Consider the following 16230-nt stretch of genomic DNA (forward strand, 5'->3'; position numbering starts at 1 on the left):
CGTGACGCCTCCCTCCCCGCGCCGCTCACTGCCGGCCGCCCGGTCCCGGCTGTGAGGTGTCCTTGTCCAGGATCCCCGACTGGGCGATGAGATAGCCGAGTTGGGCGCGGCTGCCGCTGCCCAGGGCCTGGGCGAGCTTGGCGATGTGGGCCCGGCAGGTACGGACGTTCATGCCCAGCCGGCGGGCGATGGCCTCGTCGACATGGCCCTCGACGAGGAGCTTGGCTATGGAGTGCTGGATCTCGGTGATGCCGTCGGCCGCGGCTTCGTAGGGAGCGCCGGCGCTCAGTGGCACCGCCCGGTCCCACATGAACTCGAACACCTTGATCAGGTAGCGCACGAGACCCGGGTGGCGCAGCTCCAGGGCGACCTGCCGGTCGTCCTGTATGGGGATGAAGGCGACGGACTCGTCACAGATGATGAGACGTTCGACCAGTTCGTCGATGGTCCGGTACTCCGCCTTGCCGTTGGCGAACTGGTCCACGTAGGCGAGCCGTTCGGGGCTGTATCTGGCGGTGTGCTGGTACAGGGTCCGGATGCGGACGCCTCGCTCGATCAACGGCTTGTCGCGTTCGAGGGCTTCGACGAGTCTGCGTTCGGGATGGCGGTGGCTGGGCTGGACCGTGAGGACCTCGTTCTGGCACTGGGCCGTGGCCAGGTCGAGTGCCGTGTTGATCCGGTCGAGCCCCTCCAGCACGGTGACCGAGTGGGTGGACGCCGTAGCCTGGGCGCTGAGGTCCAGGAACGGCTCGAACACCTCGGCAAGTTTGGTTGACACCGTCCTGCGTTCGGTGATTTCACGCTCAAGGGGGTTGAGCCGCTGGGCGAGGGCCACCGACGCGGGGACCGGGCGCAGCCAGTTCGCATCGTCAGGATCCGGATGGAGAAGCGCGAACTCCATCAGACAGGGAGCAACTTCCACATCCGCGCGGGCGATGCGTCCCGTACGCAGTGCGTTCGCGTAGAGACGGCTGCCTGCCTCGCACAGATCCGTCAAGGCATGGGGATGTGTCTCTTTAGTGCGATTCGTTACCAAATCTCCACCCCCCAGGGTCCTGAACATGCAGGAACATGATGCACTGATTGTGTGGCCATGACGTGCCCGAATGAGCCATCGTCTTGTTCGACGGGGGAAGAGGGGACTTTCAAGTGAGGACGAAGCCGACTATGCGAAAGAGAATGCTTCGCTCGATACTTGTCGCCGCCTTCTCCGCCGTTGTGGCCTTCGGATCGCTGAGTGGCCTCTCTGGCGCGAAGGGTGACGCTCGAGCGGACACCGCTTGGTCTGTCATGGCCGGCACGCGCCAGGTGGGCGCGAGCGCCGCTGCCGCCTTCCCGACCGACACCGCGTGGAGTTGATGTGACGACTCCACCCGACGACCGCTCCTTCCGACGCGAGATGGCCACCGCCTACCGCTCGGGCTGGCACTTCATCGACCTGGTCACCGCCATCCCCCACAGCGGCGACTCGTTGATGGTGACGGTGTTCGGCGAGCCGGTCGTCGTCACCCGGGACGACGAAGAGGACGTGCGCGCGTACCGGTGCCTGCGCAAGCCTCGCGGTGCGCCACAGCCGGTGCGATGTGCCATCCGCTACGGCATGATCTTTGTGAACCTGGACCAACGCGACCATCGGTTGGCAGAACCGGACGATTCAGACCTTAGGGCTGTCTCTGCCACCCCCCGCAGTGCCTGACGCGATTCCCCCGTCGTAAAAGATCGCTCAGGTGCTTCCCCCCGCAGCGGCGTCACCGTGACCTGAACACGGTGACGCCGCTGCAGTTTGTGGCGACATTTCGATGTATGGGAGCGCTTTCACGGTGGCTGAAACCAACCGGTTGACCTCTTCTTGAGGGTGGCTGAAACCAACCGGTTGACCTGCTCGTCTCAGCCGCGCCCCAGAGCGCGCTCCACCTCGATCTCGATCACCACCCGTGAGGGGTTCTCGCCGGGCACGCGTCCGTACCGCTCGGCATAGCGCCGCTCCGCCTCCGCGACCCTTCCCCGCTCTCGGCTCCGCTCGTGCGGGGGGACGCCCATCGCCTCGCCCCGCACCCGCGCCCGGCCCTCCAGCGTGGCCCAGCGCCGGCCGTCCACCTGGCACACCGCGACCCGTGCGCCCTCGGGTCCGGCCGCGAGGACGTGGGACACCTTCGCGCTGGTCCTGTTGGTGATCACCCTCGCCAGTCGCGCCTCGGGGTCGTACGTCACCCCGACCGGCACCACGTGCGGGCTGCCGTCGGGGCGCAGGGTGGTCAGCGTGCACAGGTGCCGCTCCCGCCAGAAGGCGAGGTACGGCTCGTCCGGGGCGACCGGGTCCACGGAGTACGAGGTCATGGCAGTCATGGGCCGCAACCTAGCCCCAGAATCCTCCGGAGCCAGCCTTGAGTGGAATAGACTCAACTTTGTGTACGCTGGTTAAGTCAGCAATGGGAGACATGGGAGAGACACGGCCGACGGGCCGACGTCGAGGAGGAGAGCGCGAACGTGGACGCCGAGCTGACCAACAGGAGCCGGGAAGCGATCAATGCGGCCAGTAGCCGTGCCGTGACCGGGGGGCATCCCGACCTCACCCCCGCCCACCTGCTGCTCGCGCTGCTCGCGGGGCAGGAGAACGAGAACATCACCGATCTGCTGGCGGCCGTGGAGGCCGACCAGGCCGCCGTACGATCGGGCGCCGAGCGGGTGCTGGCCGGGCTGCCCAGCGTGACCGGCTCCACCGTGGCGCCCCCGCAGCCCAACCGCGAGCTGCTCGCCGTGCTCGCCGACGCGAACGAACGGGCGAAGGCCCTCGGTGACGAGTACCTGTCCACCGAACACCTGCTGACCGGCATCGCCGCGAAGGGCGGCGCGGCCGGTGAGGTGCTCCGCAAGCAGGGCGCCGACGCGAAGAAGCTCCAGGAGGCCTTCCGGAAGGCCAGGGGAGGGCGCCGTGTGACCACCGCCGACCCCGAGGGCCAGTACAAGGCCCTGGAGAAGTTCGGTACCGACTTCACCGCCGCCGCCCGCGAGGGCCGCCTGGACCCCGTGATCGGGCGGGACCAGGAGATCCGGCGGGTCGTCCAGGTCCTCTCCCGCCGTACGAAGAACAACCCGGTCCTCATCGGTGAGCCCGGCGTCGGCAAGACCGCCGTCGTCGAAGGGCTCGCCCAGCGGATCGTGAAGGGCGACGTGCCCGAGTCCCTGAAGGACAAGCGGCTCGTCTCGCTCGACCTCGGCGCGATGGTGGCCGGCGCCAAGTACCGCGGCGAGTTCGAGGAGCGGCTGAAGTCCGTGCTCGCCGAGATCAAGGACTCCGACGGGCAGATCATCACCTTCATCGACGAGCTGCACACCGTCGTGGGCGCGGGCGCCGGCGGGGACTCCGCCATGGACGCCGGCAACATGCTCAAGCCGATGCTGGCCCGCGGCGAGCTGCGCATGGTCGGCGCGACCACCCTGGACGAGTACCGGGAGCGGATCGAGAAGGACCCCGCCCTGGAGCGCCGCTTCCAGCAGGTGCTGGTCGCCGAGCCGACCGTCGAGGACACCATCGCCATCCTGCGCGGACTCAAGGGCCGCTACGAGGCCCACCACAAGGTGCAGATCGCGGACAGCGCGCTGGTCGCGGCCGCGACCCTCTCCGACCGCTACATCACCTCCCGCTTCCTGCCCGACAAGGCCATCGACCTGGTCGACGAGGCGGCCTCCCGCCTCCGCATGGAGATCGACTCCTCGCCCGTCGAGATCGACGAACTCCAGCGCTCCGTCGACCGGTTGAAGATGGAGGAGCTGGCGATCGCCAAGGAGACCGACCCGGCCTCCGTCGAACGCCTGGACAAGCTGCGCCGCGACCTCGCCGACAAGGAGGAGGAGCTGCGGGGCCTGACCGCCCGCTGGGAGAAGGAGAAGCAGTCCCTCAACCGGGTCGGCGAGCTGAAGGAGAAGCTGGACGAGCTGCGCGGTACGGCCGAACGCGCCCAGCGCGACGGCGACTTCGACACCGCGGCCAAGCTGCTCTACGGCGAGATCCCGCAGCTGGAGAAGGAGCTGGAGGCCGCCTCCGAGGCCGAGGAGGAGGTCGCCAAGGACACCATGGTCAAGGACGAGGTGGGCTCCGACGACATCGCCGACGTCGTCGCCGCCTGGACCGGCATCCCCGCCGGGCGCCTCCTGGAGGGCGAGACGCAGAAGCTGCTGCGCATGGAGGATGAGCTCGGCAAGCGGCTCATCGGGCAGGGCGAGGCCGTACGGGCGGTGAGCGATGCCGTACGGCGGTCGCGTGCCGGGATCGCCGACCCCGACCGGCCCACCGGCTCCTTCCTCTTCCTCGGCCCGACGGGCGTCGGCAAGACCGAACTCGCCAAGGCGCTCGCCGACTTCCTCTTCGACGACGAGCGGGCCATGGTCCGCATCGACATGTCGGAGTACAGCGAGAAGCACAGCGTGGCCCGGCTGGTCGGCGCGCCTCCCGGCTACGTCGGCTACGAGGAGGGCGGACAGCTCACCGAGGCGGTGCGGCGGCGCCCGTACAGCGTGGTGCTGCTGGACGAGGTGGAGAAGGCCCACCCCGAGGTCTTCGACATCCTGCTCCAGGTGCTGGACGACGGACGCCTGACGGACGGCCAGGGACGCACGGTCGACTTCCGCAACACCATCCTGGTGCTCACCTCCAACCTGGGCAGCCAGTACCTGGTGGAGCCGCTGACCAGCGAGCACGAGAAGAAGGAGCAGGTCCTGGAGGTGGTCCGGGCCTCCTTCAAGCCCGAGTTCCTCAACCGGCTCGACGACCTGGTGGTCTTCTCGGCGCTGGCCAAGGACGAGCTGGCCCGGATCGCCCAGCTCCAGATCGACCGGCTCGCCAGGCGGCTGGCCGAACGCCGGCTCACCCTGGAGATCACGCCCGAGGCGCTGACCTGGCTCGCCGACGAGGGCAACGACCCGGCCTACGGCGCCCGCCCGCTGCGCCGCCTGGTGCAGACCGCCATCGGCGACCGCCTCGCCAAGGAGATCCTCTCCGGCGAGATCAAGGACGGCGACACGGTCCGGGTGGACCGCTTCGGCGAGGGCCTGATCGTGGGCCCGGCGACCGGGAAGACACTGTGACGCTCACACGGTGAACGCCATGAACCGTACGAGGGCCCGGTCGGGGCCCTCGTACGTCACATCCACGAGCACCGCGTCCGCCTCGGCCCCGGCCGGGGGTGCGTGCTCGCCCTCGCCGTTCAGCCGCAGACAGAGATCCACTCCGTCGTCGCAGTACTCCGTGTCGGTCTCGGGCGCGTGCGGATAGGCGGCCCGCAGCCAGTCGCGCACGCCCTCCCGCGGCATCCGGAACGAGGCGTCGTAGGAGGTGTCCAGCCAGGTCTCCACGGTGCAGTGCGCGGCATGCGCCTCCTTCGGCAGCTTCGCCCCACCGAAGGCGAGCGCCTCGGCGCAGGGCGCCTTCTGCGGGCTGCCCATCTCGGAGAACGAGATCGCGAACGTCACCACCTCCACGCCCAGCCACACCAGGACCAGGGCCGGAACCGCCACGATCACCGCGACGAGAACCCGTCTTTTCCGCCCCCACCCCGCCATACCGACCCCCCTGCGCGCCCCGGCCCTCCACCCGACCAGACGGATCCTGTCAGCCGACGGCTGACAGGTCCCGGCGGGGCTTGCCACCCCCCTCCCCGCATGGGGGAGGATGACGGAATCCGCATGAAGGGAAAATCACGGTGAGCATCGACCCGTCCTCGATTCCGAACTTCGGGGGCCAGCCCGAACCCGATCCCCAGGGACCGGCCGGCCCCGTCGTCCCGGATCAGGACCTCGTGAAGCAGCTCCTCGACCAGATGGAGCTGAAGTACGTCGTCGACGAGGAGGGTGACCTCGCGGCGCCGTGGGAGCAGTTCCGCACGTACTTCATGTTCCGCGGGGAGGCCGAACAGTCGGTCTTCTCGGTGCGGACCTTCTACGACCGCCCCCACAAGATCGACGAGAAGCCGCAGCTGCTGGAGTCCATCGACGACTGGAACCGCCGCACCCTGTGGCCCAAGGTCTACACCCACACCCATGACGACGGCACCGTCCGCCTCATCGGCGAAGCCCAGATGCTGATCGGCACCGGTGTCGACATCAACCACTTCGTCTCCTCCACGGTCAGCTGGGTGCGGGCCGCGATCGAGTTCGACCGGTGGCTGGTGGAGCAGCTGGGCCTGGAGGAGGACGTCAACGACGCGGAGGAGCCGGGCGGCGACGAGGAGTGATCCCGGCCCCCTGCCACAGCTGAGGTCCGGGGGCCGCCGCCCCCGGATCGCAGCCGGACTCACATGCTCCGCAGCCGCTGTGCCGCCTCCCGCAGCACCTCCTCGCGCTTGCAGAAGGCGAACCGCACGAACGGCGCTCCGGCCTCCCGGTCGTCGTAGAAGACCGCGTTGGGGACGGCCACCACGCCCGCCCGCTCCGGCAGGGCGCGGCAGAAGGCGAAGCCGTCCTTCTCGCCGAGGGGGCGGATGTCGGTCGTGATGAAGTAGGTGCCCGCCGTCCGGAAGACCTCGAAGCCCGCCTCGGTGAGCCCCTGGGCGAGGATGTCCCGGCGCACGCGCATGTCCCGGCGGAACCCGTCGAAGTAGGCGTCGGGCAGCGCGAGAGCCTCGGCCACCGCGTACTGGAAGGGCCCCGCGGAGACGAAGGTGAGGAACTGCTTCACCGCGCGCACGGCGCTCACCAGCTCGGGCGCGGCCGTCACCCAGCCGACCTTCCAGCCGGTGAAGGAGAAGGTCTTGCCGGCCGAGCCGATCGTGACCGTGCGCTCCCGCATCCCGGGGAACGTGGCCAGCGGCAGGTGCTCGGCGTCGTCGAAGACCAGGTGCTCGTAGACCTCGTCCGTCACCACCAGCAGATCCCGCTCCACCGCCAGCTCGGCGATCGCGGCCAGCTCCGCGCGGGTGAGGACCGTGCCCGTGGGGTTGTGCGGGGTGTTGATCAGCAGCAGCCGGGTGCGGTCGGTGACCGCCGCGCGCAGCTCGTCCAGGTCCAGCCGGAAGCCGCCGTCGTCCGGACGCAGGGTCACCGGCACCCGCCTGCCGCCCGCCATCGCGATGCTCGCCGCGTAGGAGTCGTAGTACGGCTCCAGGGCCACGACCTCGTCATCCGGCTCCAGGAGGGCCAGCAGGGAGGCCGCGATGGCCTCCGTGGCGCCGGCCGTGACCAGCACCTCGGTGTCGGGGTCGTACGACAGCCCGTAGCGGCGCAACTGGTGCGCGGCGATCGCGGTGCGCAGCTCCGGGATGCCCGGACCCGGCGGGTACTGGTTGCCGCGCCCGTCGCGCAGCGCGCGCACGGCCGCCTCCCGGACTTCCTCGGGGCCGTCGGTGTCCGGGAAGCCCTGGCCCAGGTTGATCGACCCGGTCGACACGGCGAGGGCGGACATCTCGGCGAAGATCGTCGTCCCGAACTCGGCGAGGCGGCGGTTGAGGTGCGGGCGCGCGCTGGAGGTCATGCCCGTCATCCTGCGCCCAAGCTCTGGAGTTCCTCAACTCGGCTTTGAGGCACGGAACGGCCGGGCATCCCCCCGTCACCGCACGACAGGCGGCGAGGGACGAGGCGTCCACGGGGCCGCTTCGGGGGAACGGAAGGAGCGTGACGCCATGAGCGACAACATGATCGAACTCATCATGCTGGCGGCGGCCGTGGTTGTGCTGACCGTGGTGAGCAAGATCCGTCGCAGGCGGCATGCCGGGCCGTCGCTCGGCAAGCGCCGCGGGGGGAACCGGGCGTACGGCTCGTCCTCGACCAGCGGGGGCGGCAGCTGGTGGGCCGGCGACGGGGGCGGCGGTTCGTCGTCCGGCGGCCACCACTCCGGTGGCCACCACTCGGGCGGCCATCACTCCTGCGGGGGCGGCCACTCGTGCGGCGGCCACTCGTCGTGCGGCGGGGGTTCCTCCTGCGGCGGCGGGGGCGGATGCGGTGGAGGCAGCTGACACGGGGCAGCTGAGCTTCCCGCTCTCGGGCGCCCGCCGGGCAGCACATCCGGCGGGCGCCCGGCCGTCGCGATCCCGCTCGCGGCGTGCGCCCGGCGTACGCCATAGTTGAACAGTTGAGCTGTGTAGCCCTCTGAGGGATGGAAAGCCCACGAAGTTGGGTAAAAACGCTGTGGTGGCGCCACTGTCCATGATTCCCTCTAAAACACCTACGCAGCCCCTCGGACGTCCCGCAGACTCCCCTCCCCGGCCGGGCAGGCTGGGCTGATCGGGCTGACATGGCCGAACTCCCCCCATCTTTGCGTGTTAGCGGAGCCGATCCATGCTCACGACCCTGAACACCTCCTACACCGATACGCGCGCTGCCGACCTCGCCTGGGCGCTCGGGCGCGAGCCGCTGCCCGCCCTGGCCGCCCTCGATCTGGAACTGACGGGCGCGAAGCTGCAGTTGAGACTGCTCGGCGCATCCCACCAGGTACTGCTGGAGGAGGAGCGGGGCAGCTGCTCGGAGACGGTCGCGTGCATCCCCGGATCCAGCACCCCTCTTCCGCTGGGCGTGGCCAAGCGGGTCGGCGACTGGGAGTACGAGTTCGCGGCGCGCGTCGAGGTGCTGACACCGGGCTCGTTCGCGGGCCGCGCCCAGGAGTTGCTGGCCCTCGTCTCCGACCACCCGCACGGTCTCGCCGGTGTCTTCCCCGGCAGTCCGCACGCCTTCACCGCGATGCTCGCCCAGCGGCACGAGGGCCAGGTGCACTGGCGCACCTGGCACGCCTACCCGCAGGACGGGCAGTTGGTGGCGACACGGACGCGCGTCGGGCAGCGGGTGTCCGCGGCCCAGACGGACTGAGGCGTGCCGCAAGCCTCCCGGACGACATAAACCCCGCTACGACAACTGCCCGCAGTTCCACACGTGTGGGTGACGAAGCGTACCGAGCCTGTGACGTAACGTCGCAACGTGATCGAACCGCACGCCCCCCCGCGCCCGGGTGCCTCGCCCTGGACCGGCCCCGCTCGGCTGCCCGTCCGGCCCGGCACCGGCCGGTTCCTGGTCCTCGTGTGCGTCTTCGTCTGCGCGGCCTGCGGACTCGTGTACGAACTCGAACTCGTCGCGTTCGCCTCGTACTTGATCGGCGACTCGGTCACCCAGGCCTCTGTCGTGCTGTCCGTCATGGTCTTCGCGATGGGCATCGGCTCGCTCGCCGCCAAGCGGCTGCGCTGGCACGCGGCCGTCGGCTTCGGCGCGATCGAGACCGTCCTGGCGCTGGTCGGCGGGTGCAGCGCGATGGCGCTGTACGCCGTCTTCGCCTGGACCGGCGGCTGGGGCGGGATGTGGGCGGCCGGACCGCGCTGCCTGCTGGTCGCCTTCTCCCTCGCCATCGGCCTGCTCATCGGCGCCGAAGTCCCCCTGCTGATGGAGCTGATCCAGCGCATCCGCCGTCAGGACGCGGGCGGCGCGGTCGCCGACCTGTTCGCGGCGGACTACGTGGGCGCGCTGGTCGGCGGCCTGGCCTTCCCCTTCCTTCTCCTGCCGTTCCTGGGCCAGTTGACGGGCGCCCTGCTCACCGGCACGGTCAACGTCGTCGCAGGGGGCGCCCTGGTCCTCGGTCTGTTCCACCGCGACCTGACCCACCGCGCCCGCTGGACGCTGCTCGTCGCCGGCCTCGTCGTCCTCGGCGTCCTCGCCTCCGCGGTCGCCCTCGCCGACGACTTCGAACGGGCGGCCCGGCGTGCGGTGTACGGCAGGGACGTCCGGGTCGCGCTGCAGACCGATGTGCAGGAGGTGGTCCTCACCGGCGGCACCCACGGCCGTCCCCTCGACCTCTTCCTGGACGGCCGGCTGCGGGTCGGGGGCCGCGACGAGCGCCGCTACCACGAGGCCCTGGTCGCCCCCGCGATGACCGGCCCGCACGCGCGCGTGCTCATCCTCGGCGGCGGCGACGGCCTGGGTGCCCGCGAGGTCCTGCGCCACCGGGGCGTGCACCGCGTCGACGTCGTCGAGCTCGACGCCGGCCTGGTGGGCCTGGCCCGCCACGACCCCGGCCTGACCGCCCTCAACGGTCACGCGTACGACGATCCCCGCGTCCGCGTCACGACCGCCGACGCGCTCACCTGGCTGCGCGGGGCGCCCGAGGCGGCGTACGACGTCGTGATCGCGGACCTGCCCGACCCCGGCATCACGGCCAGCACCAAGCTGTACTCCCAGGAGTTCTACGGCCTGGCCCGCCGCGTCCTCGCCCCCGGCGGCCGCCTGGTGGTGCACGCCGGACCCGTCGCCACCCGCCCCCGCGTCTTCTGGACGGTGGCCGCGACCCTCCGCGCGGCCGGCTTCGCCACGGCCCCCTACCGGGTCCTGGGCCATGACTCCGGCTTCCCGGCCGGTCCCGACCGCTCGGCGGGCGCGTCCAGGGCCCCACGCGACTGGGGTTTCCTCCTGGCGGCCCCGGACCCCTCTGCTCCCCGCCTGACCCTGGACCCGCGGGACGCACACCCGCGCACCCTGACCCGGGCCGACCTGGCCGCCGCCGCACGGGCGGCGGCGCGGACGAGGGTCGCAGGGCTGCGGGCTTCGACGCTGGTGCATCCGCGGTACTGAACGGTGCCGAACGGTACCGAGGAGCGCGCCGGTGAGGCGGCCGCTGCTGGGGAGGGTACGTTCCGGCCACTACTGGGTAGGCTCAGCCGACATGGAGCACCAGGTCTTCGTCCCGGTTCCGCCCGACCGGCTGAGGGCGGCCCTCGCCGACCCCGCCCGGGTGGCAAGGGCGGTTCCCGGCCTCCAGCAGGACGCCGGTGCCGAGCCCGTCGCCGGACGCCTGAAACTGCGGGTCGGCGGCCACTCCGTCACCTACCGCGGCGCCCTGCGCATCACGCCCCGCGCGGACGGCACGTACAGCGTCGAGGGCGATGCCACCGAGGCCCGCGGCACCGGCGGCGTCGAACTGGCGCTCACCGTGCGCCTCGCGGACACCGAGGACGGCACGACGGTCACGGTCGAGGGAACGGCGGACGCGGACGGACGCATCGCGGAACTCCCCCAGGACGCGGTCGGTTCGGCACTGACCCGGCTGCTGACCCGCTGGGTGGAGGCCTTGGCGGAGAGCCCCGGACCGCAGAGCCCGGAGAAGCCGGCCGCCGAGTCCGGGTCCGTGCCGGAAGCCGAGCACACCTCCGTCTTCGACACCGAGGTCCCCCCGTCGTCCCTGGCCCCCGACGCGGACGACGACACCGCGGCCGGATGCACCGCCGCCGCGGCCGACCGCCTCTCCGGCGACGGCCTTTCCGACGACCGCCTCTCCGACGACCGCCTCTCCGACGACCGCCTCTCCGACGACCGCCTCTCCGACGACCGCCTCTCCGACGAACGCTTCGCCGAGGACTTCGCCGACACGGGCGAGCCGCCCGCCGAGGCCGCGCACGCCCGCCGGACGATGATCGGCCGCAGTGCGGAGGAGGTCGACCACGCTCCGCCGCGCGGCCGCTACGCCCCCGTCCCGGCCCCCCAGACCGCCACCGCGGGCCCGGCCCTGCGCTGGGCGGCCCCGGCCGCCGCCCTCGCCCTGGCCTCGGCGATCGTCGTGGGCCGTGCCCTGCGTCGACGCCGCTAGGCCCCGCGCGCCGTTCGTCCGGCGAACGCCGTCTTGATCGCCCCAGTACTGTCATCCCGTGAGTAACGAAGACATCACGCTGACCGCAGGCGACGCGGAAGTACGCGTCAGCCCAGCCAACGGTGGCCGCATCAGCGGGCTCAAGTTCGATTCCCTGGAACTGCTGAGGCAAGGGGACCGCTACGGCTGCTTCCCGATGGTGCCCTGGTGCGGCCGGATCCGGGAGGGCCGCTTCCTGGACGGCGCCACCGTCCGCCAGATGCCCCTCAACTCCCCGCCGCACGCCATCCACGGCACCGCCCGCGACGGCGCCTGGAGCGTCGCCCGCGCCTCGGCGAGCGAGGCGGTCATCACGTACGAACTGGTCGACCCCTGGCCGTACCCCGGCCGGGTCACCCAGATCGTCACGCTGGCCGAGGACAGCCTGACGCTGGCGATGTCCGTGGAGACGTACGACGACTCCTTCCCGGCGCAGATCGGCTGGCACCCCTGGTTCAACCGAACCCTCGCGGGCGAGGACGGCGCGGTCGGCGCGGGCGCACAGCTGGACTTCACACCGGCCTGGCAGGAGGAGCGCGGCGACGACCACCTGCCCACCGGCAACCGCATCGACCCGGAGCCCGGCCCCTGGGACGACTGCTTCGGCATGCCCGGCGGCGTCGACGTCACCCTCACCTGGCCCGGACAGCTGGAGCTGAAGGTGACCAGCCGGCAGGAGTGGGTGGTCGTCTACGACGAGCAGGCCGAGGCCGTCTGCGTGGAGCCGCAGACCGGCCCGCCCAACGGCCTGAACACCCTCCCGCGCCTGGTCACGCCGGTGCGGCCGCTGGAGGCGGCGACCACCTGGAGCTGGCGCCGCATCTAAGCTGGTCGGCATGACGGACGTACGCGGCGAGCTGCTGCAGCAGATCAAGGACAAGGCCGTGGTGCACGGCAAGGTGACCCTCTCCTCGGGTCTGGAGGCCGACTACTACGTCGACCTGCGCCGCATCACCCTCGACGGCGAGGCCGCCCCGCTGGTCGGCCAGGTGCTCCTGGACCTGACCGACGACCTCGACTTCGACGCGGTGGGCGGCCTGACCATGGGCGCCGACCCGGTCGCCGCCGCCATGCTGCACGCGGCCGCCGCGCGCGGCAGGAAGCTCGACGCCTTCGTCGTGCGCAAGGCGGCGAAGGCGCACGGGCTGCAGCGGCGGGTGGAGGGACCGGACATCGCGGGCCGGCGTGTGCTCGTCGTCGAGGACACCTCCACCACCGGCGGCTCCCCGCTCACCGCCGTGGAGGCCGTGCGCGAGGCCGGTGCCGAGGTCGTCGCCGTCGCCACCATCGTGGACCGGGCCACCGGCGCGGCCGAGAAGATCGAGGCCGGCGCGGGCGTTTCGTACCGGTTCGCCTTCTCGAAGGATGAACTGGGTCTGGACTGACGCGCGCCTTTGACCTGGACTTGACCGGAGCCCCGACCATCGGGTCGGGTCTGGAAAGATGGGGCCGACGACGACGTCACACCCCAGGTCTAGGTCAGGGCCGTAGTACGCAGAACGCCAACCCGCACACTCAAGGAGCGGACAGATGCCCATCGCAACCCCCGAGGTCTACAACGAGATGCTCGACCGGGCGAAGGCAGGCAAGTTCGCCTACCCGGCCATCAACGTCACCTCGACCCAGACCCTGCACGCCGCCCTGCGCGGTTTCGCGGAGGCCGAGAGCGACGGCATCGTCCAGATCTCCACGGGTGGCGCCGAGTTCCTGGGCGGCCAGTACAGCAAGGACATGGTGAGCGGCGCGGTCGGGCTCGCCGAGTTCGCGCACATCGTCGCCGAGAAGTACCCGGTCAACATCGCGCTGCACACGGACCACTGCCCGAAGGACAAGCTCGACGGGTACGTACGTCCGCTGCTCGCGATCTCCGAGGAGCGCGTCAAGGCCGGCCGCAACCCGCTGTTCCAGTCGCACATGTGGGACGGTTCCGCCGAGACCCTGGCCGACAACCTGGCCATCGCGCAGGAGCTGCTCGAGCAGGCCCGCCGCGCCAACATCATCCTCGAGGTGGAGATCACCCCGACCGGTGGCGAGGAGGACGGCGTCTCCCACGAGATCAACGACTCCCTGTACACCACGGTCGAGGACGCGATCCGCACCGCCGAGGCCCTGGGCCTGGGCGAGAAGGGCCGTTACCTGCTGGCCGCCTCCTTCGGCAACGTGCACGGCGTGTACAAGCCGGGCAACGTCGTGCTCCGTCCCGAGCTGCTGAAGGAGCTGAACGAGGGCGTCGCCGCCAAGTACGGCAAGCAGTCCCCGTTCGACTTCGTCTTCCACGGCGGATCCGGCTCCACCGAGGAGGAGATCCGGACCGCGCTGGAGAACGGCGTCGTGAAGATGAACCTGGACACGGACACCCAGTACGCCTTCACCCGTCCGGTCGCCGCCCACATGTTCCAGAACTACGACGGCGTCCTGAAGGTCGACGGCGAGGTCGGCAACAAGAAGGCCTACGACCCGCGCACCTGGGGCAAGCTGGCCGAGGGGTCCATGGCCGCCCGTGTCGTGGAGGCCACCAAGAACCTGCGCTCGGCGGGCAACAAGATCAAGTAACCCGCGGCGGTACTTCGGTGAGCCCGGCGCCTGCGCAAGGCGCCGGGCTCGCTGTATACCTGGGTGCATGCCCGATGTCCGGATCTCCTCGTCCCAGGGCAAGTGGATCCTGTTCACCACGGTCCTCGGCTCCAGCATGGCCCTGCTGGACTCGACGGTCGTCAACGTGGCCCTGCCGACCATCGGCCGCGACCTCGGCGCGAGCCTCGCCGCCCTCCAGTGGACGGTCAACGCGTACATGGTCACGCTGGCCGGCCTGATCCTGCTGGGCGGTTCGCTGGGCGACCGCTACGGCCGCCGCAGGATCTTCGTGCTCGGGGTCGTCTGGTTCGCGGCCGCGTCCCTGCTCTGCGGCCTCGCCCCCACGCCCGGCATCCTCATCGCCGCCCGGGCCCTCCAGGGCGTCGGCGGCGCGCTCCTCACCCCCGGCTCCCTCGCCCTCATCCAGGCCTCCTTCCATCCGGACGACCGCAGCCGGGCGGTCGGCCTGTGGTCCGGCTTCGGCGGGATCGGGGCGGCCGTGGGCCCCTTCCTGGGCGGCTGGCTGGTGGACGGTCCCGGCTGGCGCTGGGTGTTCCTGCTCAACGTGCCGCTGGCCCTGTTGTGCGTCCCCATCGCCCTGCGGCACGTCCCGGAGTCGTCCGACAAACGTGCCCACGGCCGCTTCGACGTCCTCGGCGCGGTCCTGGGCGCCCTGGCGCTGGCCCTGCTGACGTACGCGCTGATCGAGGCGCCCGGCGGCTCCGTGGCGGTGGCGCTGACCGCGGTGGCGGGAGTGGCCGCGGCCGTCGCCTTCGTCTACGTCGAGCACCACCGTCCCGATCCCATGCTCCCGCCGGACATCTTCGCCTCGCGTCAGTTCACGGCGGTCAACCTGGTCACGCTGTGCGTGTACGCGGCCTTCGGCGGCTATTTCTTCCTCACCGCGCTCCAGCTGCAGGTGGTGGCGGGGTACTCCGCCCTGCAGGCCGGTACGGCCCTGCTGCCCTCGACCGCCCTGATGCTCCTGTTCTCCGCCCGCTCCGGCGCGCTGGCCGACCGTACGGGGCCGCGGCTGCCGCTGACCGTCGGGCCGCTGCTGTGCGCGACGGCGATGCTGCTGATGCTGCGGGTGGGCGAGCACGCGAACTACCTCGCCGACGTCCTCCCGGCCGTCCTCATGATGGGCGTCGGCATGGTCACCCTGGTGGCCCCGCTCACCGCCACGGTCCTCGCTTCCGTCGACACCGCCCGGGCGGGCCTGGCCAGCGGCATCAACAACGCGGCGGCGCGGGCGGCGAGCCTGGTGGCGGTGGCCGCGCTGCCCCTGCTGGCGGGGATGGGCCCGGAGGCGTACCGCTCGGCCGCGGCTTTCGACGCGGCGTTCGACCGGGCGATGCCGATCTGTGCGGGGGTGCTGGTGGTGGGGGCGATGATCGCTTTCACCCTGGTCCGGCGGCCGGCCCCGGACTGCCGGCACCCGGAATGCAGGACTCACGGCTGCGTCACGGCTCCGCCGCTGGAGCGGGGCAGCCGTTCGTAGCCCCGGCCCACCGTCTTCGCCCGCGGACCCGCGGTGGCTGGTCGCGCGGTTCCCCGCGCCCCTTCAGGGCGCTCGGCCGCGGGCAGCCGCAGACCTGGCGGGCTCTGTACGCCCCGGTGCGGGAAACTGGGTGCCATGACGATTCACGAGAACCTCCTCGGCGGTCCGCCCCCCACCCACCTCCCCGACGACCCGGAGCCCCGCGAGCTCCTCGCCCAGGGCACCGCCCCCGCGGACGTCGCCGCCAAGTACCCCACCTCCTCCCTCGCCTGGGCCCAGCTGGCCGACGACGCGTTCGAGCGGGGCGCTGTCGTGGAGTCGTACGCCTACGCCCGTACGGGCTACCACCGTGGTCTGGACGCCCTGCGCCGAGGCGGCTGGAAGGGCCACGGCCCGGTCCCCTGGGAGCACGAGCCCAACCGCGGCTTCCTGCGTGCCCTGCACGCCCTGGCCCGCGCCGCCCAGTCGATCGGCGAGCAGGAGGAGTACGAGCGCTGCGCGCAGTTCCTGAAGGACTCCTCGCCGACGGCGGCCCAGACGCTCGGCTAGCGGCTGCCCGGGTGTG

16 protein-coding genes are annotated in these 16230 nt (G+C 71.3%); 12 read left to right on the top strand and 4 right to left on the bottom strand.

Annotated elements, in window-relative coordinates; genetic code table 11:
* Positions 1-25 precede the first annotated feature (25 nt).
* Complete coding sequence (locus AVL59_RS01795) at positions 26-1063, bottom strand: helix-turn-helix transcriptional regulator (RefSeq protein WP_237281418.1); 1038 nt, start codon at positions 1061-1063, stop codon at positions 26-28.
* A gap of 297 nt (positions 1064-1360) precedes the next feature.
* On the opposite strand from AVL59_RS01795, the gene AVL59_RS01805 reads away from it, so the two are divergent.
* Positions 1361-1696 carry a Rieske (2Fe-2S) protein gene (locus AVL59_RS01805; RefSeq protein ID WP_067299457.1) on the top strand — a complete coding sequence of 112 codons (336 nt, stop codon included), beginning with the start codon at positions 1361-1363 and terminating at the stop codon, positions 1694-1696.
* 191 nt (positions 1697-1887) lie between these two features.
* Here AVL59_RS01805 and AVL59_RS01810 read toward each other — a convergent pair whose 3' ends face one another.
* Positions 1888-2337, bottom strand: a complete 450-nt coding sequence (locus AVL59_RS01810; RefSeq protein WP_067299458.1) for a pyridoxamine 5'-phosphate oxidase family protein — start codon at positions 2335-2337, stop codon at positions 1888-1890.
* Positions 2338-2487: 150 nt separating this feature from the next.
* Here AVL59_RS01810 and clpB point away from each other — a divergent pair, with 150 nt between their 5' ends.
* The gene (gene clpB / locus AVL59_RS01815; protein ID WP_067299459.1) at positions 2488-5085 is read left to right on the top strand and encodes an ATP-dependent chaperone ClpB; all 2598 of its coding nucleotides are present in this window, start codon (positions 2488-2490) and stop codon (positions 5083-5085) included.
* 3 nt (positions 5086-5088) lie between these two features.
* Here clpB and AVL59_RS01820 read toward each other — a convergent pair whose 3' ends face one another.
* Positions 5089-5514, bottom strand: coding sequence for a hypothetical protein (locus AVL59_RS01820; protein WP_159399858.1), 426 nt, complete (start codon positions 5512-5514; stop codon positions 5089-5091).
* A 185-nt stretch (positions 5515-5699) separates the two neighbouring features.
* Here AVL59_RS01820 and AVL59_RS01825 point away from each other — a divergent pair, with 185 nt between their 5' ends.
* On the top strand, positions 5700-6230 hold the full coding sequence (locus tag AVL59_RS01825) for a YbjN domain-containing protein (protein ID WP_067299461.1): 531 nt from the start codon (positions 5700-5702) through the stop codon (positions 6228-6230).
* A 59-nt stretch (positions 6231-6289) separates the two neighbouring features.
* Here the strand turns inward: AVL59_RS01825 and AVL59_RS01830 are convergent, their stop codons facing one another.
* A complete protein-coding gene (locus AVL59_RS01830) occupies positions 6290-7474 on the bottom strand; it encodes a pyridoxal phosphate-dependent aminotransferase (protein ID WP_067299462.1) in 1185 nt (394 codons plus the stop codon).
* A 139-nt stretch (positions 7475-7613) separates the two neighbouring features.
* Between AVL59_RS01830 and AVL59_RS01835 the strand changes: the two genes are divergently transcribed.
* The 9 genes from AVL59_RS01835 (at position 7614) to AVL59_RS01875 (ending at position 16214) form a co-directional block, all read left to right on the top strand.
* Entirely contained in the window at positions 7614-7946 is a 333-nt protein-coding gene (locus tag AVL59_RS01835) for a hypothetical protein (protein WP_208870288.1), read from the top strand.
* Between the two features lie 322 nt (positions 7947-8268).
* Positions 8269-8793 (top strand): DUF2617 family protein, encoded by a 525-nt coding sequence (locus AVL59_RS01840; RefSeq protein WP_067299463.1) that lies wholly within the window; start codon positions 8269-8271, stop codon positions 8791-8793.
* Between the two features lie 108 nt (positions 8794-8901).
* Positions 8902-10539, top strand: coding sequence for a polyamine aminopropyltransferase (locus AVL59_RS01845; protein WP_067299464.1), 1638 nt, complete (start codon positions 8902-8904; stop codon positions 10537-10539).
* A 91-nt stretch (positions 10540-10630) separates the two neighbouring features.
* On the top strand, positions 10631-11551 hold the full coding sequence (locus AVL59_RS01850; RefSeq protein WP_067316780.1) for an SRPBCC family protein: 921 nt from the start codon (positions 10631-10633) through the stop codon (positions 11549-11551).
* Positions 11552-11609: 58 nt separating this feature from the next.
* Positions 11610-12416 (top strand): aldose epimerase family protein, encoded by an 807-nt coding sequence (locus tag AVL59_RS01855; protein ID WP_067299465.1) that lies wholly within the window; start codon positions 11610-11612, stop codon positions 12414-12416.
* A 10-nt stretch (positions 12417-12426) separates the two neighbouring features.
* Positions 12427-12975 (top strand): orotate phosphoribosyltransferase, encoded by a 549-nt coding sequence (gene pyrE, locus AVL59_RS01860; protein WP_067299466.1) that lies wholly within the window; start codon positions 12427-12429, stop codon positions 12973-12975.
* 145 nt (positions 12976-13120) lie between these two features.
* The gene (gene fbaA, locus AVL59_RS01865) at positions 13121-14143 is read left to right on the top strand and encodes a class II fructose-bisphosphate aldolase (protein WP_067299467.1); all 1023 of its coding nucleotides are present in this window, start codon (positions 13121-13123) and stop codon (positions 14141-14143) included.
* 67 nt (positions 14144-14210) lie between these two features.
* Positions 14211-15665 (top strand): MFS transporter, encoded by a 1455-nt coding sequence (locus AVL59_RS01870; protein ID WP_067299468.1) that lies wholly within the window; start codon positions 14211-14213, stop codon positions 15663-15665.
* Between the two features lie 135 nt (positions 15666-15800).
* The gene (locus AVL59_RS01875; protein WP_067299469.1) at positions 15801-16214 is read left to right on the top strand and encodes a DUF3151 domain-containing protein; all 414 of its coding nucleotides are present in this window, start codon (positions 15801-15803) and stop codon (positions 16212-16214) included.
* Positions 16215-16230 lie beyond the last annotated feature (16 nt).

Origin of the sequence: Streptomyces griseochromogenes (assembly GCF_001542625.1) — a bacterium.
GTDB classification, from domain to species: Bacteria; Actinomycetota; Actinomycetes; order Streptomycetales; family Streptomycetaceae; genus Streptomyces; species Streptomyces griseochromogenes.

Bases quoted from the DNA above. Each gene is read 5' to 3' on its own strand.
- AVL59_RS01810 (WP_067299458.1), bottom strand. From the start codon at position 2,337: ATGACCTCGTACTCCGTGGACCCGGTCGCCCCGGACGAGCCGTACCTC.
- AVL59_RS01875 (WP_067299469.1), top strand. From the start codon at position 15,801: ATGACGATTCACGAGAACCTCCTCGGCGGTCCGCCCCCCACCCACCTC.
- AVL59_RS01830 (WP_067299462.1), bottom strand. From the start codon at position 7,474: ATGACGGGCATGACCTCCAGCGCGCGCCCGCACCTCAACCGCCGCCTC.
- AVL59_RS01870 (WP_067299468.1), top strand. From the start codon at position 14,211: ATGCCCGATGTCCGGATCTCCTCGTCCCAGGGCAAGTGGATCCTGTTC.
- pyrE (WP_067299466.1), top strand. From the start codon at position 12,427: ATGACGGACGTACGCGGCGAGCTGCTGCAGCAGATCAAGGACAAGGCC.
- AVL59_RS01850 (WP_067316780.1), top strand. From the start codon at position 10,631: ATGGAGCACCAGGTCTTCGTCCCGGTTCCGCCCGACCGGCTGAGGGCG.
- AVL59_RS01840 (WP_067299463.1), top strand. From the start codon at position 8,269: ATGCTCACGACCCTGAACACCTCCTACACCGATACGCGCGCTGCCGAC.
- fbaA (WP_067299467.1), top strand. From the start codon at position 13,121: ATGCCCATCGCAACCCCCGAGGTCTACAACGAGATGCTCGACCGGGCG.
- AVL59_RS01795 (WP_237281418.1), bottom strand. From the start codon at position 1,063: ATGTTCAGGACCCTGGGGGGTGGAGATTTGGTAACGAATCGCACTAAA.
- AVL59_RS01835 (WP_208870288.1), top strand. From the start codon at position 7,614: ATGAGCGACAACATGATCGAACTCATCATGCTGGCGGCGGCCGTGGTT.